15 protein-coding genes and 1 pseudogene are annotated in these 15,653 nt (G+C 72.6%); 6 read left to right on the forward strand and 10 right to left on the reverse strand.

Going from position 1 to position 15,653, the window contains the following annotated elements:
* Positions 1–30: 30 nt before the first annotated feature.
* The 5 genes from ABZ624_RS01375 to ABZ624_RS01395 all read right to left on the reverse strand — a co-directional run bounded on the left by ABZ624_RS01375 (position 31) and on the right by ABZ624_RS01395 (position 4,837).
* A complete protein-coding gene (locus ABZ624_RS01375; protein ID WP_360081518.1) occupies positions 31–2,370 on the reverse strand; it encodes an FtsX-like permease family protein in 2,340 nt (779 codons plus the stop codon).
* The gene (locus tag ABZ624_RS01380) at positions 2,367–3,056 is read right to left on the reverse strand and encodes an ABC transporter ATP-binding protein (protein WP_360081519.1); all 690 of its coding nucleotides are present in this window, start codon (positions 3,054–3,056) and stop codon (positions 2,367–2,369) included. Before ABZ624_RS01380 ends, ABZ624_RS01375 begins: the two co-directional genes overlap by 4 nt.
* Positions 3,053–3,577 carry a PadR family transcriptional regulator gene (locus ABZ624_RS01385; RefSeq protein WP_360081520.1) on the reverse strand — a complete coding sequence of 175 codons (525 nt, stop codon included), beginning with the start codon at positions 3,575–3,577 and terminating at the stop codon, positions 3,053–3,055. Before ABZ624_RS01385 ends, ABZ624_RS01380 begins: the two co-directional genes overlap by 4 nt.
* A 100-nt stretch (positions 3,578–3,677) precedes the next feature.
* Positions 3,678–3,905, reverse strand: a complete 228-nt coding sequence (locus tag ABZ624_RS01390; RefSeq protein ID WP_360081521.1) for a hypothetical protein — start codon at positions 3,903–3,905, stop codon at positions 3,678–3,680.
* Positions 3,902–4,837, reverse strand: coding sequence for an SPFH domain-containing protein (locus ABZ624_RS01395; protein ID WP_360081522.1), 936 nt, complete (start codon positions 4,835–4,837; stop codon positions 3,902–3,904). Before ABZ624_RS01395 ends, ABZ624_RS01390 begins: the two co-directional genes overlap by 4 nt.
* 229 nt (positions 4,838–5,066) lie before the next feature.
* Between ABZ624_RS01395 and ABZ624_RS01400 the strand changes: the two genes are divergently transcribed.
* The 3 genes and pseudogenes from ABZ624_RS01400 to ABZ624_RS01410 all read left to right on the forward strand — a co-directional run bounded on the left by ABZ624_RS01400 (position 5,067) and on the right by ABZ624_RS01410 (position 8,886).
* A complete protein-coding gene (locus tag ABZ624_RS01400; RefSeq protein ID WP_360081523.1) occupies positions 5,067–7,394 on the forward strand; it encodes a transglycosylase domain-containing protein in 2,328 nt (775 codons plus the stop codon).
* Positions 7,395–7,553: 159 nt separating this feature from the next.
* A pseudogene (locus tag ABZ624_RS01405) lies at positions 7,554–8,087 on the forward strand (RICIN domain-containing protein); the annotation flags it as partial.
* Positions 8,088–8,454: 367 nt separating this feature from the next.
* Complete coding sequence (locus tag ABZ624_RS01410) at positions 8,455–8,886, forward strand: subtilase-type protease inhibitor (RefSeq protein ID WP_351241013.1); 432 nt, start codon at positions 8,455–8,457, stop codon at positions 8,884–8,886.
* 200 nt (positions 8,887–9,086) lie between these two features.
* On the opposite strand, the gene ABZ624_RS01415 is transcribed toward ABZ624_RS01410, so the two are convergent.
* The 4 genes from ABZ624_RS01415 to ABZ624_RS01430 form a co-directional block, all read right to left on the reverse strand.
* Entirely contained in the window at positions 9,087–9,296 is a 210-nt protein-coding gene (locus ABZ624_RS01415) for a CDGSH iron-sulfur domain-containing protein (RefSeq protein ID WP_360081524.1), read from the reverse strand.
* Positions 9,277–9,951 (reverse strand): HemK2/MTQ2 family protein methyltransferase, encoded by a 675-nt coding sequence (locus ABZ624_RS01420; RefSeq protein WP_360081525.1) that lies wholly within the window; start codon positions 9,949–9,951, stop codon positions 9,277–9,279. Before ABZ624_RS01420 ends, ABZ624_RS01415 begins: the two co-directional genes overlap by 20 nt.
* Positions 9,952–10,965: an iron-containing redox enzyme family protein gene (locus tag ABZ624_RS01425; RefSeq protein ID WP_360081526.1), complete on the reverse strand. Its 1,014-nt coding sequence runs from the start codon at positions 10,963–10,965 to the stop codon at positions 9,952–9,954.
* 100 nt (positions 10,966–11,065) lie between these two features.
* Positions 11,066–11,260 carry a hypothetical protein gene (locus tag ABZ624_RS01430; RefSeq protein ID WP_360081527.1) on the reverse strand — a complete coding sequence of 65 codons (195 nt, stop codon included), beginning with the start codon at positions 11,258–11,260 and terminating at the stop codon, positions 11,066–11,068.
* 280 nt (positions 11,261–11,540) lie between these two features.
* Between ABZ624_RS01430 and ABZ624_RS01435 the strand changes: the two genes are divergently transcribed.
* From ABZ624_RS01435 to ABZ624_RS01445, 3 genes are read left to right on the forward strand one after another with little or no spacing between them, the layout of a single operon-like run.
* A complete protein-coding gene (locus tag ABZ624_RS01435) occupies positions 11,541–12,392 on the forward strand; it encodes an SDR family NAD(P)-dependent oxidoreductase (RefSeq protein WP_360081528.1) in 852 nt (283 codons plus the stop codon).
* Positions 12,393–12,398: 6 nt separating this feature from the next.
* Positions 12,399–13,319: a DMT family transporter gene (locus tag ABZ624_RS01440; RefSeq protein ID WP_360081529.1), complete on the forward strand. Its 921-nt coding sequence runs from the start codon at positions 12,399–12,401 to the stop codon at positions 13,317–13,319.
* A 50-nt stretch (positions 13,320–13,369) separates the two neighbouring features.
* Positions 13,370–14,143: a polysaccharide deacetylase family protein gene (locus tag ABZ624_RS01445; protein ID WP_360081530.1), complete on the forward strand. Its 774-nt coding sequence runs from the start codon at positions 13,370–13,372 to the stop codon at positions 14,141–14,143.
* 270 nt (positions 14,144–14,413) lie between these two features.
* On the opposite strand, the gene ABZ624_RS01450 is transcribed toward ABZ624_RS01445, so the two are convergent.
* Complete coding sequence (locus tag ABZ624_RS01450; RefSeq protein WP_360082139.1) at positions 14,414–15,502, reverse strand: galactosyldiacylglycerol synthase; 1,089 nt, start codon at positions 15,500–15,502, stop codon at positions 14,414–14,416.
* Positions 15,503–15,653: the final 151 nt, after the last annotated feature.

Below are 15,653 nucleotides of genomic sequence, written 5' to 3' on the forward strand. Positions count from 1 at the left end.
GGTTTCAGCTCTGCACCCCTCTTCTCCGCGCTACTCCGTCCGCAACCCCTCCGGCCGCATCAACCGCACCAGCGGCGGCAGGCTCAGCAGAGTGACCGTGAGGACCACCGCCGCACCCGCGCCGGTCATCGACAGCACGCTCGGCCAGTCCACGCCCACCGTCGTGCCCACCATCTTCAGCAGCACCGCGCCCAGCGTCAGCCCCATGGCCAGGGCGAGCAGCAGGCCCAGGGCGATCGGGATCGCCGTCTGCCAGAGCACCGACATGCCCAGGGTGCGCCGCCGGGTGCCGAAGGCGACCAGCGCCGACAGCAGCTTCCTGCGCTCGCGCAACTGCTCCAGCTGGGAGACCAGCAGGCTGACACCGATCAGCGCGAGCACACAGACGGCGCCGGCGAACGTTCCGGTGCGGATCGAGGTGAACTGGGCCGACCGGTCGGTGGCCGAGTACACCATCGTGTCCGCCAACGGGTCGATCCGCGCCGCCGTGTTGCGGACGTAGTCGTGCACGTCCGGCACCGACTCGTCGAGCGAGAGGTACATCGCCCCGGTCAGCGCGCTGCTCAGCCGGCCGGACACGGCGGCCGGTGTCATCAGCACGCCGCTCTCCTTGATCCCGTTCGGGCTGGTGATCGCTCGGGCCCGCTTCAGCCCGCTCGGCACGGTCCACACGACGTCGTGGCCGTCGCGCAGGCCGTCGCTCGTGTTGGCATGGAGGGTACGGCCCGGACGGACGAGCTTCGTCACGTCGGCGTCCCGTTCCCCGCCGGTCGCCGTGAAGACGTCCCCGTCGTGGCAGTCCGGCAGGTCGGCCACCTCGCGCAGCGCGGCGCAGGTGCCGACGGTGAGGCCGACGGAGTTCTTCGGGCCCTCGCTGGAGCGGAAGCGCCGGTCGCTGAGCTCGGTGCTGCCCAGCGCGGTGGCCTTGCGCACGCCCTTGGTCGTGGCGAACTTCTCGGTGACCGGCAGGAAGGGCAGCCCCTGCTCCAGGTTGACCTGCATCTGCACCCGGTCGGTGTCCTGCCCGGTGGACTTGGTGAAGTCGCCCTGGACGCCCGCGAACAGCATCTGCAGCGCGATCGCCCCGGCCACCGCGACCGCGATGCCGTTCACCATGCGGGCTGCCGAACCGCTGCTCAACTGCAGCCGTCGCACCGCCAGTTGCCAGGCCACTCCGCCGCGCCCGAGCCGGGCCACCGCCGCCTCGACGGCCCACGGCAGCAGCGCGGTCAGGCCGATGAGCAGCAGCAGGACGCCGCCGATCACCAGGTACCGGTTGAACTCGCCGTGGCGGACCTGGCCGATCATCGGCGCGAGGCACGCCAGTCCGCCCAGCGGCAGCAGCAGCCGCCACCACAGCCGGCGGCGCCGGGGCCTGGCCGCGCGGACCACGCCCAGCGGCTCGATGACCACCCCGCGCAGCGCGAACAGCGTGACCAGCACCGCCGCCGCCGGGACGGCGACCGCGACCAGGGCGGCCAGCGCCGGGGAGGGGTCGAGGTAGCTGGGGAACACGCTGATGCCCACGATCTCGACGGAGCCCGCGAGCTGACGGCCGAGCAGGAAGAAGACGGTGCCGAAGACCAGTCCGACCAGGGAGCCGGCGAGTGCCTCACCCGCCGCGATCCGCCGGGTCATCCGGCTGTCGGCGCCCACCAGCCGCAGCGCGGCCAGCCTGCGGTCGCGCCGCTCGCCGCCGAACCGTACGGCCGTGGCGATGAACACGGCGACCGGCGTCAGCAGCACCACGAAGACGACCAGCATCAGCAGCAGCAGGACCGGGTCCGTCTTGTCGGGCGTGACCTCCTGCGGCGGACCGAAGCGGGTGATGCGGGCCGTCCGCCAGCCGTCGATGCGCGGGGCCAGGTCCTTCGCCCCGGCGTAGTAGACGAGATCGTGCGAGCCGATGAGCCCGGACTCGCCGATCGTGCCGACGATCCGGTACGGCAGCCGCTCGCGCAGCAGCTTCCCGGCGTCTGAGCCGAGGAGGTCCTTCAGCGCGGGGGAGACGACCATCCCGCCCGGCGCCGGGTACGTCGACAGACCTGGTGCGAGCGGTGCCCGCGGCCCCTCGGGCTCCACCAGCCGGCCACGGACGTCGCTGCCGCGGTAGGTCGTGTCGGTGTCGGAGATCAACAGGGTGTTCGCGGCCTTTGGCCGGTTCGGGCCGTAGGTGTAGTCCATGCGGGCGTCGTTGCGCTGGTCCCGTACGGCCAGCGCGTTCGGGATCGCGGTCGTCAGCAGCAGCAGCGCCACGCCGAGGCCGACGCCGACCGCCGTCAGCAGTACCCGGACCCAGCCCTCGCGCCCGCCGGTGAACGCGAACCGCACCCCCATGCCGAGATCCCGCGACCATTGCCCGGCGTTCATATCGCCCGCTCCATGTCCCGGGACTTGCCGTCGCGTACGACGATCTCGCGGTCGGAGTAGGCGGCCACCCGGGCCTCGTGCGTGACCAGGACGACGGCCGCGTTGGTGGAGCGGGCCGCGTCGGTCAGCAGCTCCATCACGCGCTCGCCGTTGAGGGAGTCGAGGGCGCCGGTCGGCTCGTCGGCGAAGATCATCCGGGGTCCGGTCACCAGCGCCCGCGCCACCGCGACGCGCTGCCCCTGGCCGCCGGAGACCTCGCCGGGCCGCTTGCCCTTGAGGTCGTCCACCTCCAGCCGTTCCATCCAGGTGAGCGCGGCCCGCTCGGCCTCCTTGCGGGAGGTGCCGTTCAGGCGCAGCGGCAGTGCCACGTTCTCCACGCAGGTCAACTCCGGGACGAGCTGGCCGAACTGGAAGACGAACCCGAACTCGCCGCGCCGCAGGGCACTGCGTTCGGTGTCGCTCATGCCGGTCAGTTCCCGGCCGTCGTAGGTGATGGACCCGGAGTCGGGCGGCACGATGCCGGCGAGGCAGTGCAGCAGCGTCGACTTGCCGGAGCCGGAGGGGCCCATCACGGCGACGACCTCGCCGGCGTGGATGGAGAACTCGGCGCCGTCGAGCGCGACCGTCGGGCCGTAGGCCTTGCGCAGGTTCTCGGCGGCGAGCAGGGAGCCGGGGGGAGGAGTCATCGGGCCACCGCCTCACGGAGCTTGTCCAGGCGGGCCGCGGTCAGTTCCAGCCAGCGCAGGTCGGCCTCCAGATGGAACAGCGCGTGGTCGCAGATCAGCTGGTCCGCGAGGTCGCCCTTGCGCTTGCGGTCGGTCAGGATCCGCATGCTGCGCAGGTGCTCGGAGCGCTGGGTGTCGAGGATGAGGGAGGCGTCGCGGTGGGTGAGGAGGGCGAGGACGACCTTGGTGTACAGGGTCGACTGCAGGTACTCCTCGGGCTTCTCGGGCGTGCCGAGCCACCGGTCGACGTCGGTGATGCCCGCGTCGGTGATGGCGTACCGCTTCCGCTCGGGGCCGTCACCCGCCTCGATCCCGTCGACTTCCACGAGGCCGTGCTTCAGCAGCCGGGACATCGTGGAGTAGACCTGGCCGTAGTGCAGCGGCCGGTCGTGACCGAACTTCTCGTCGAAGGCCCGCTTGAGGTCGTAACCGTGCCGCGGGCCGGACTCCAGGAGTCCTAGAAGGGTGTGACCGATGGACATGCAGAGCACTCTACACACGGTGTATACCCCGCATGTATACACCGAGTGCAGGGATCATGGCGTGCGGTACGGCAGTGCAGGTGGCGGCCCATTGTCACGGTTACGACACAGGCGGCCTGCCCCTGCGCGGCAGCGGGCCGGTGTCCTTCGGCAGCCGTCCCGCCTCCGCCAGCGCCTTCCTGAGGAGGAACTCGATCTGCGCGTTGGCCGACCGCAGCTCGTCACCGGCCCAGCGGGCCAGCGCCTCGTAGACCGACGGGTCCAGCCGCAGCAGCACCTGCTTGCGCTGCTGCGGCTGTCGCTTCGGAGCCTGCGAAGGGTCCGTCACTGGTAGAGGGTCCCGGTGTTGAGGACCGGTTGCGGGGCCCGGTCCCCGCACAGCACCACCATCAGGTTGGACACCATCGCCGCCTTCCGCTCCTCGTCCAGTTCCACGATGCCCGCCTCGGCGATCCGGCCGAGTGCCGCCTCGACCATGCCGACCGCCCCGTCGACGATCTGGCGCCGTGCGGCCACGACCGCGCCCGCCTGCTGCCGCTGGAGCATCGCCGAGGCGATCTCGGGAGCGTACGCGAGATGCGTGAAGCGGGACTCGATGATCTCGACTCCGGCCGCCTCCACGCGCACTTGCAGCTCCACGGCCAGCTTCTCGGTGATCTCCTCGGCGTTGCCGCGCAGCGACAGGCCGTCCTCGTCATGGGCGTCGTAGGGGTACTCGATCGCGATGTGCCGTACGGCCGTCTCGGTCTGCGTGGCCACGAACTCGGCGAAGTCGTCCACCTCGAAGGTGGCCTGGGCGGTGTCCTGGACCTTCCAGACGACGACCGCGGCCAGCTCGATCGGGTTGCCGTAGGCGTCGTTGACCTTCATTACGGCCGTCTCGTGGTTGCGCACCCGGGTGGAGATCCGGGTCCGCGAGGTGAAGGGGTTCACCCAGCGCAGGCCGTCCTGCCGGATCGTGCCCCGGTACCGCCCGAAGAGCTGGACGACCCGGGCCTCGCCGGGCGCGACGGTGTTCAGCCCGCGCAGCGAGATGACCGCGGCGAGGAAGACGGCGATCCCCACGACGATGAGCCCGGCCTTGGCGCCGGAGGCGGAGACGGCCGAGGCGGTGGCTATCAGCGCGGCGGCGGCGCCGAGCCCGAGCAGGCCGAGCAGCAGGGCGAGCCCGCCGCCGATGCTGTGGGCGGTGAACTCCCGTACCCGCGGCGCGGGCATCTCGGGTACCTCGGCGGTGACGGCCGGGTCGGCTGCGGACATGGTGGTCCCCGTTTCTCAGGAGGCCTGCGCCGGCAGGCCTAGCTTTCTTCTAGCTAAGTGATATCACTTTTAGCCTGGGAAGCAACCCTGGGGACTGCAGAACCGTCGGTTCCCACGGGGCAGGTGCTCATTCTCACGTCCGTAAAAGAACGGATCAGACGCCCTTTGTCATATAGACGAGTGTTAGCTTTCGGAGCTGACCCCGAGACGGAAGCGAGCGTAGGGACCCATGGGACGAGCGGAAGAGAGACGAGCGCGACAGCGTGGCAGCCGCCGCGCGGCGCCCAAGCGCCGCCCCTCCGCGCCCATGGCGGCCGCCCCGGCCGGCGGCAAGCCACCCAAGGGCCGCATACGCCGGCTCTTCACCTGGAAGAAGGTGCTCGGCACGTTCTTCGGGCTCTGTCTGCTGGTGATCGCGGCCTTCATCGGGCTGTACATGTACGTGGACATACCGAAGGGCAACGCCGCCGCCCAGTTGCAGAGCAACATCTACAAGTACAGCGACGGCACGATGCTCGCCCGCACCGGCCAGCTCAACCGTGAGAGCGTCGACCTCGCCGAAGTCCCCAAGGACGTCCAGCGCACCTTCGTCGCGGCCGAGAACAAGAGCTTCTACCACGACTCCGGCGTCGATCTGAGGGGCACCGCCCGCGGTGTGCTCAACACCGTCATGGGGCGCGGCACGCAGGGCGGTTCGACGATCACCCAGCAGTACGTCAAGAACTACTACCTGGACCAGAACCAGACCGTCTCGCGCAAGCTGAAGGAACTGGTCATCTCGCTGAAGCTGGACCGCCAGAAGTCCAAGGACTACATTCTCGCGGGCTACATCAACACCAGCTACTACGGCCGCGGCGCCTACGGCATCCAGGCCGCGGCACAGGCGTACTACCACAAGGACGCCAAGGAGCTCTCGGTGCAGGAGGGCGCCTACCTCGCCGCGCTGCTCCAGGCGCCGAACCAGTACGACTGGGCCCTCGCGAGCGACACCGGCAAGCGGCTGGCGAAGGCCCGCTGGAACTACGTCCTGGACAACATGGTCAAGCAGCACTGGCTGGACGCGGGCAAGCGCCAGGCCATGCACTTCCCGGAACCGAAGGCGCCCAAGGCGGCGCCCGGCATGAAGGGACAGACCGGCTACCTGGTGGACGCGGCCAACGCGGCGCTGGAGAAGCGGCTGGTCGCCCAGGGCCAGGCCGCCACCATCGGTGACGCCGAGGCGCTGGTGAAAAAGGGCGGCTGGACCATCACGCTCAACATCGACAAGAAGAAGCAGCACCAGCTGGAGCAGGCCGTCAAGGACCAGCTGACCGGCCGGCTGAACCCGGAGAAGCGCTCCGTCGACGCCGACGTCCAGCCCGGTGCCGTGTCCGTCGACCCGAAGACGGGCAAGGTCCTCGCCATGTACGGCGGCGCGGACTACTTCAAGCACTACCGCAACAACGCGACCCGCACCGACTACCAGCCCGCCTCCACCTTCAAGCCGGTGATCCTGGCCGCCGCGCTGGCCGAGGGCGCCCGGACGCAGGACGGCCAGCCCATCACGGCGAGCACGATCTACGACGGCACCAGCGGCCGCCAGGTCGTGGACCACGGCAGCAGGGTCGGCTTCGGCCCGCCGAACGAGGACCACGCCGACTACGGCCCCATCACCGTCCAGAAGGCCATGAACCAGTCCGTCAACTCCGTCTTCGCGCAGATGGGCGTCGACGTGGGCATGGGCAAGGTGATGGACGTCGCCGGCAAGCTCGGTATGGACACCCAGGGCATGGAGGCGGTGCCCGCGCAGACCCTGGGCTCCATGGGCGCGAGCCCGCTGGAGATGGCCGGCATCTACGCGACCCTCGACAACCACGGCAAGAAGGTCACCCCGGCGATCATCAAGTCGGCCGACCACAAGGACCGCACCGTCGACCTCCCGGACCCGATCGGCGACCAGGTGATCCCCGAAGAGGCCGCCGACACGGTCACCTCCGTACTCACCGGCGTGGTCGACGACGGTACGGCCAGTGACTCGGTGGCAGGCAACTCGGCGCGTGACGGCCAGCAGGTCGCCGGCAAGACGGGCACGTCCGACAAGAACAAGTCGGCCTGGTTCACCGGCTACACGCCCGGCCTGGTCACCTCGGTCGGCCTGTTCGGCGAGGACTCCAAGACCCACGCGCAGGTGCCGCTGACCGGCGCGACCGGCGCGCTCGACAAACTGGGCCGCCCCGCCCGTATCAACGGCGGCGGCTTCCCGGCGAAGATCTGGGCCGCCTACACCTTCGAGGCGATGGACGGCGTCACCAAGTTCGACCTGAACACCACGCAGGGCGCGGCGATCCAGCCGACCGTGCCGCCGACGCCCTCCCAGTCGCCGTCCAGCACGCCGTCGCAGCCGCCGACCAGCAAGGCGCCCAAACCGTCGCACTCGCCGAAGCCGAAGCACTCGCACAAGCCGACCGAGCCGCCGACGACCCCGCCGCCCACGCAGCCCACGACCGAGCCGCCGACGACCCAGCCGCCGACGGACCCCACCACGCCCGAGGACCCGCTCGACCCCGGCAACCAGTAGAAGACATGAGGGAGGGGCGCCCGGCGGCCCGCCGGCCCCCACACCCACGACCACCGCCCCCACACCCCCCCGCGCAACCACCACCACCCAAAGAAAAAGGACAGACCCAGCGCCGCCCCCGGCACCGCCACGGGCCAGTCCCCGCCGTCCTCCGCCCCCGCGGGGCTGCCCGCAGCCGGCCGCCCCACCCGGCTGCGCAACGCCGCCGCCGGGCTGTGCCTGGGCATCGAGGGCGCAGCGAAGGCCGGGGCGAGCACGGGCCTCGCCGTCTGCTCCTCGGCCCTCACCCAGCAGTGGACGTACGACGCCGACGGGTTGCTGCGCAGCGCGGCCGACTCGGGACTGTGCCTGGACTCGCACGCCGACGCCGGCGTGGTGATCCTCGGCACCTGCGCCGACGCCGGCTCCCCGCGGAGCGACGACGTGCGCTACGACCTCACCGCGCAGGGCGAGTTGCTGCCCCGCTGGGACCGGACCCTCGCGCTCGCGACCTCCGCCCCGAACGCCGGCGCCGACCTCGTCGTCAAGGTCCGCGACCGCTCCGCCGGCCAGCGCTGGGCGGCGGACATGACCTCGGCGAGCCCCGGCTCCGTGTCGGTCGCGGGTACAGGGGGCCCGCCGGCGCGGCCGGCGACGCTGTCGCGGCACGCCCAGGGCTCGCCGGGTGCGTTGCCCGTGTGGCCCTCGCCGTAGGGACCGGCTGCCGACCGCGGGTCGGTGTGTGGCTGCTCGCGCCGCCACCGATCACGGTGATCATTTCATGAACACAAGGCGTCACGAAGGGGTTCGGCGCGGGCGGAGCCGGAATGTTTCAGGACGATTAACGAAGCGCTGATTTTCGGCCATCCGAGGGGCCCTGAAGGGCCGGACCCGCCCAGTTCCAGGGTCACGCTGTGCGGATTCCGTGACTTCACGCCACTACTTCAACACGAAAGGTTACCGAAACCCATGCGTTCGATGTGAGTTTCGACGGCGGACTCGGCAGAGTGGCGCACGCCGCCCCGGTGCCCGACCGGGTCCGGGCCGGCACCTCGTCATTTCGAGCGGAAGGATGCACACAATGCGGAACACCGCGCGCTGGGCAGCGGCCCTCGGCCTTACGGCCGCCGCCGTTTGCGGACCCCTGACCGGGGCCGCCGTCGCTGCACCAGGCGCCGCCCCGTCGTCGCTCTACGCCCCCTCGGCGCTGGTCCTCACCACCGGCCACGGCAGCGACGTGGCCACGGCCACCCCGGAGCGCGCCGTCACCCTGACGTGCGCCCCCGCGGCCTCCGGCACCCACCCGGCCGCCGCCCAGGCCTGCGCAGAACTGCGCGGCACCGGCGGCGACTTCAACGCCCTGAAGGCCGGCGAAGTGTGGTGCAACAAGCTGTACAACCCGGTCGTCGTCACCGTCCAGGGTGTCTGGCAGGGCAAACGCGTCTCGTACGAGCGCACCTTCGGCAACTCCTGTGAGCGTGACGCCATCGGCGACGGCGTCTTCGCCTTCTAAGGACCGGGATCGCACGTGTCCCCGCACACACCGGATCAGGTCCGCAACTGGGGAGTGCGGCCCCTGGAGCGGGGTACCTGCGATCTCGCACCGGAACCGACGGGCGGAGTGGGGCCGCCCGCCGGTCTCCGGGCACACAGCCGCTCCCCGGGCGGGCCCGTGGGGGGCCTTTCCCGGGGAGCGGCGAAAAACGAGCGGTTTCAGTCGGTGTCCTTGGCCCTGCGCCGGTGACTCGTGTCGCACCACGGGTAGCGGCGACTGCGCCGACAGGTACACAGAGCGACACGGAAACGGTCCGAGGAGACCGTCGTGCCGTCCTCCAGCTCGATCTCGACCGGTCCCTCCACCAACAGCGGCCCCCGCCGCTGCACGGTGATCCGACGGGCCCGGTCAGCGCGTTCGTTCGGCACGGACGACCACCAGCTCCTCCCTGTCCTCGTCCGGGGGAATGAGGCCGCGCCCGCGCAGCCAGTCCTCCCGGGAGCGCAGCACCGGCCCGAAGGCGATCCAGCGGCGCCGGATCACCGTGGCCTTCAGGCCCGCGGCGCGCAGCAGTTCCAGCGTGCGGTAGGGATCGCTCAGCGAGGAGTGCACGGTCAGCAGCACGCCTCCGGGGCGCAGCAGCGCGGGTGCGTCCCGGCAGATGCGGTCCAGCAGCAGTCGCCCGTCCTGGCCCCCGTCCCAGGCCCGGGACCTGCCGCGCCGGCCGTGACCGGAGTCGGGTGCCGGAACGTAGGGAGGGTTCGCGAGAATCAGGTCGTACGTGCGGCCCCGGACCGGTGCGAAGAGGTTGCCGTGCCGGATCCGTACCGGCAGCCCGGCCAGCCGCGCGTTCACCCGCGCCGTCCACACCGCCAGCCGGGACACGTCCACCGCGGTCACCTCGGCGCCCTGCCGGGCCGCCTCCAGGGCCAGCGCCCCGCTGCCGGTGCCGACGTCGAGCACGTGCGCACCGGGCGGCGGAGCCTCGTCGCGGAGGGCCTCGGCCAGCAACTCGGTGTCGTCCTGTGGGGCGTACACGCCCGGGAGCACCAAAGTGATCACACCACGCGGGTACCCCGGCATTCAGGATGTATGGGCCAGTTGTGGCGTCAGGGGCGTCCGCAGTGAGGAGCGCCCGGCGCGCCAGTCGGCGAGCAGCCGCCGGGCCAGGCGGTCCTCCAGGTACTCGGTGGCGTCGATCCCGAAGGCGACGTCCGCCGCGAGTTCCGGCTCTTCGGCGAGCAGTCCGCCGATCACGTCATGGCGTACGACCTGTTCGTGCACCGCGTCCGCCTCGACGTGCTCGTCGTAGAAGAACTCCGCGGCGGCTCCGGCGCCGGTGCGGCGCATGGCCTCGGCGAGCCGGCGGGAACCCGGTGAGGAGGTGATCTCCACCTCGGCGAAGTGGCCCACCAGCGCGGCGCGCAGCCCCCGGTGCAGACCGAACAGGGACATCAGGTTGACGACGGCGAGCATCTCCGCGCGGGCCGCGTCCAGATAGCGGCCGTAACCGGTGTCCAGACCCAGGTCCGTCATCAGCGCGGCGAACAGGCGCGCGTGCACCCGGTCGGCCCGGCCGCCGCCGAACTCGTCGAACTCCACCGCCGCCATCGCCGCCTTGGCCCGGCCCCACAGCCGGGGCAGCACCCAGGCGTGCGGGTCGGCCTCCTTCAGGTGGTACAGGGAGCGCTGGGCGGCGTACTCGCGCAGGTGCCACAACTCGCCCTCCGCGCACAGGAAATGGGTGACCCCGGTCCCTTCGGCCGGTTCGACCAGGAGCGCGCCGAGCGCGTCGTCGAGGCTGTCGTGGCCCGGTGTGTCGGCGCGCAGCGCGGACAGGAAGCGCCGCTCCAGCGCGGCGCGCACGCGCAACAGGTCCGGGTCCCACTCGAGCTCCGGGCCGACCCCGGCGAAGCCCCGGTAGTGCAGCTCGTAGCAGAGGTACAGGGCGAGCTGCGGGTCGTCACCGTAGGGAGCCGCCGCCTCGGCCTCCTCGGGGTGGGGGAGGGGGCCCGCACCGCGCAGGTACGCGGCGATCGCGGCGGACAGAGGGCCTCGGGGCGGGGGCAACTGGGGTCCTCGCGGGTGGCTGGTCATGGGGCTCGGGTACCCCCGCCCCGGGAAGGCATCGGGGTCCCTCCGGAACGCATCGGGTCCTTCCGGAATGCACCGGTCAGCCGCCGGCCCGCCCGCCGGTTCACTCCCCTTGCGCCTGCTCCTGCGCTCCGGTGTTCGGGGTGATGGCGTCCCCGGCCGCACCGCCCGAGGCCTTGGCCTCGTCGCGCTTCTCGGCCTCCTCGACCTCCCGGAGGACCTCCTCGAGCGCCGTCTCGGGCCGGTCCTCGTGCTCGCTCTCCCCGTTCCCGCCGTTTCCACCGTTCCCCGTGGGCATGGCCTCTCCTCCCGTCGTCGCCGACGTCTTGATCCACCACGGGTTACCCGCCCGTGCCGTCTCAAGCGTCCCGCCAGGGAGTCCGGAGCGACGATGGTGCCGGCCGTCGTCGGAACGGCACCACCTGGCGATTTCGGCCGTCTCCGTTCCGCCTGCCGCAGGCGTTCGGCGGGGTTCCGCCGTGCGCGGTGTTTCAGTGTGTGGCGCCCTGGATACACCGCGAGGGTTCGGCCCCGGAGCTCGCGAGCCCGTGTACACACGTCGCAGTGAGGTCGTCACCATGTCCCATGCCCCGCCCCCCGCAGGACCGTCGAACCGCACCGGGCCGGTCACGACCTCCGTCTCCGAGGCGGGTGCCGTCCTCGGATCCGGGGATCAGGCCGGCCGGCACCGCACCGCCCTGGTGACGGGCGCCTCCTCGGGCATCGGCGCCGTCGTCGCCCGCCGGCTCGCCGCCGAGGGCGGCTGGCGGCTGGTGCTGAACGGACGCGACGCCACACGTCTGGAGCAGGTGGCCGCCCAGGTCGACGCCCTGGCCCTGCCGGCGGACCTCACCCGGCCGGGCGCCGACCGCCTGCTCACCGATCTCGTCCTGGAGCACACGGGCCGGCTCGACCTGCTGGTGGCCGGCGCCGGTGTGGGATGGGCCGGCGACTTCACCGAGATGCCCCACGCCCGCATCGACGAGGTCGTCGGCGTCGACCTGCTGGCCACGCTGCACCTCGTGCGTGCCCTGCTGCCCCACATGGTCGCGGCCGGCACGGGGCGCATCGTGCTCATCGGATCGGTCGCGGGCAGCTTCGGCGTGCGGGGCGAGGCCGTGTACTCCGCCGCGAAGGCCGCCCTGGCCGCCTTCGCCGACGCCCTGCGCCACGAGCTGCGCCGTACCGGGGTGGGCGTCACCCATGTGATCCCCGGCGTGGTCGACACCCCCTTCTTCGAGCGGCGGGGTGCCCCGTACACCAGGACATGGCCGCGTCCGGTGCCACCCGAACGGGTGGCGGACGCCGTCTGGAGTGCCGTCCTGCACGGCAAGGACGAGGTGTACGTCCCCGGCTGGCTGGGTTTCCCCGCCCGGGTGCGCGGCGTCGCACCCGGGCTCTACCGGCGGCTCGCCGGCCGCTTCGGATGAGCGGCCATGATTGCCGTCACCGTGCTGCTCGCCCTGCTCGCGGCGCTCTCCAACGCGTCCGCCTCGGTGCTGCAGCGTCGGGCCGCCGTGCAGGAATCCGACGAGGGCACCGGGGCGCGGGCCGCCCTGCGCCGGCTCACCCATCTGCTGCGGCGCCCCAACTGGCTGGCGGGCACCGGGCTGCTGGCGCTGTCCAGCGTGCTGCAGGGCGGGGCGCTGGCCACGGGCAGCCTGTCCCTCGTCCAGCCCCTGCTCGCCGCCGAGCTGCTGTTCACCCTGGTCGTGGGCAGTGTCGTCTTCCGGCGCGCGCCGGACCACCGGACCTGGCTGGCGTTCGCGGCCCTCGCCGTCGGGCTGGCCCTCTTCCTCGTGGCCGCGTCGCCGTCCGCCGGCCGGCCCACGGCATCGCCCGCGTCCTGGCTGGTGGGCGGTGGCGGGGCGCTCGGTGCCGTGGTGGTGCTGGTGGCGGCCGCCCGTCCGACGAGCGGTGCCGCCCGGGCGGCGCTGCTCGGCCTGGCCTCGGCCGTGTCCTTCGCGACCACCGCGGCGCTGCTGAAGGAGGCCGTCGGGCGGCTGGGACACGGGCCGGGCGCGATGTTCGGGCACTGGGCGCTGTACGCCACCGGAGCCGTCGGGCTCGTCGCCTTCCTGCTGCTGCAGAGCGCGCTGGGCGCCGGTTCCCTGACGGCGTCCCAGCCCGCCCTCACCCTCGGCGACGCGATCACCAGCGTCGTCCTCGGCTGGGTGCTGTTCGACGAGGTCATCCATCTCGGGCTGCGGGTGATTCCGGAAGTGATCGGCATAGGGCTGATCGGGGCGGGCAGCCTCGGGCTCGCCGGCACCGCGGCCGAGGGAGAGGAGTGGGACACGCACGAGCGGGACCACCGGGACCGCAGGACACGTCGCACGAATCGAGCACACCGTTAGGACACCGCCGTGAGACGGCGGGGCACCACAACCAGGAAGGCAGTTCGGCGATGTCACTGATGTCCGGCCGGTCATGGCGGAAGGCGGCGCTCCTGCTCCCGGTCGGGGTCGCGGCCGCGCACATCGGACCGGCGGCCACCTGGCTTCCGGGCGTGCGGCTGCTGCTGTTCCCCGGGCTGTCCGGCACCGGCCGCCGCGGGCATGTCGCGCTGACCTTCGACGACGGCCCGGACCCGGAGTCCACACCGCACTTTCTCGACACCCTGGACGACCTCGGTGTGCGGGCGACGTTCTTCGTGCTCGGCGAGAACGTGGTGCGCCATCCCGCACTGGCCCGGGAGACCGCCCGGCGCGGACACGAACTGGCGGTGCACGGCTGGACGCACGACCGTCCCTGGCGGCCCGCCCCCGCCCGGGACGCCGCGCAGGTCGCCCGGACCGTCCGCGCGGTGCACGACGTGTACGGCCACCGGCCGCAGTGGTACCGGCCGCCCTACGGGATCCTCACCTCCGGACGCTGGCTGGCCGCCCGCAGGGCCGGGCTGCGGCCGGTGCTGTGGTCGGCGTGGGGCAGGGACTGGACGGCCGACGCCACCCCGGCGTCCGTGCGGGCCCAGGTCGCGGCGGATCTGCGCGGCGGCGGAACGGTCCTGCTGCACGACTCCGACCGGCTCGCGGCCCCCGGCTGCTGGCGCTCGGCCCTCGGCGCCCTGCCCGCCCTCGTGGAGGGCTGCCGAGAGGCAGGACTGACGGTCGGCCCGCTCCGCGACCACCGCCCGGTCACTGCCGCCACCGTCGCGGCCCTGCCGCCGGCCTGCCGATGACGGCCGGGCGCCCGTCACGCCGACGTCGCGCACACGACCGGCAGAGCAGGCCGCCGGTGGACGCCCCGGCGCGGACGTGAACCGACACCGCGCGGCCGGAGCGCCGGACGCCGACACCGTCGGCCTGCGGCGCGCGCCGTACGGTCGGTACGTTCGCGGTCGGGGCGTGCTCGGTTCGCCGGCAGTGCGGTACTGCGACCGTGAGGGCGAGGCGGTGGGCGCCGTCGGTCTGTGGCGTCCGCGGGGTGGTCGGGACCTCGCGTCACGGTGTCACAGGCCGGTCACGTACGCCATCGGATCACCCCGGAACAGCGCCCGTCCCCGCGCCACCCGTTCCGCCCGCTCCGGGCTGCCGTCCGTAAGCCTGCGCAGGGCCGTCAGCAGCGCCGGACCGTCCGGGGCCAGTTCCGACACGCCGAGGTCGGCCATCCGGCGGACCCCGTCCACACCGTGGCCGGGCAGCGGCCGGTACCCGATCACCGGCAGCCCGGCGGCCAGGCCCTGTACGGCGGTCTGGCCCGCCGCGTTGTCCAGCAGGGCGTACGCGGCGGACAGCAGCCCGGGCATGTCGTCGACCCAGTCCAGGACCAGCACCCCGGGTACCCGGGCGACCCGCTCCCGCAGCCCTGCGTTGCGCCCGCACAGCACCACCGGCAGATACCCGGCCCCCGCCAGCAGCCGGGCGGTGGCGTCCGCCCGGGACGCCGCGCCCCAGGCGCCGGCGGACAGCAGGACCGGTGGCCGGCCTGGCGCCTGCCCGGCGAAGCGCTCCCGCCACCCGGCAGCACCGGGCGCCGGCGCACGGAACTGCGGTGCGACCGCCGGACCGGTGGTCACGACGGGCCTGCCCAGGGCCCGGCGCACCTCGGCCGCCGCCCCGTCCGTGAGGCACAGGTACTGGTCGTTGCCGGGATGCAGCCACTGCCGGTGCACGGCGAAGTCGACCAGGAAGACGGCGCTCGGCACCCGCAGCCGGCCCCGGGCCCGGAGATGACCGGTGAGCTGCGCGGCCAGGTGGAAGACCGACACCACCACGTCGGCGTCCAGCCGCCGTACGAGCTCCGTCAGCCGGTCACCGGCGAGCCGGGCGAGGGGTACCCCGCTCGGACGCGGCCCCGTGCCGCCCCGCAGGAACGCGCCGTAGACACCGGCGTACACCCAGGGGAAGTGGCGCACCGACGCCTGGTACGAGCGGCGCAGCCCGCCGCCCAGGCCGTACGGCAGCAGCCCCAGGACGTCCGCCACCTGCGGCTCGTGCCCGCACGCCGCGGCCCGGCGCGCCAGTTCGGTGGCCACGGTGTCGTGACCGGCCCCCATGCTCGCGCTCAGGATCAGCGGGCGCCGCCGGACGCCTGGCATGGCCGGTTCCGGGGAGGGCACCTCGGCAGGAGTACGCACGGGTTCCGATTCTCCGGTGAACACGGCGCGTAAACAGCCCTCTCCCGGGCCGTGTCGTGAGTTGCCCGGAGCGCGCCGGGGTGGATGAATCGGCACAGGAGGGCGTGTGGGC

Origin of the sequence: Streptomyces sp. NPDC007205, assembly GCF_040634095.1 — a bacterium.
Lineage (GTDB): Bacteria > Actinomycetota > Actinomycetes > Streptomycetales > Streptomycetaceae > Streptomyces.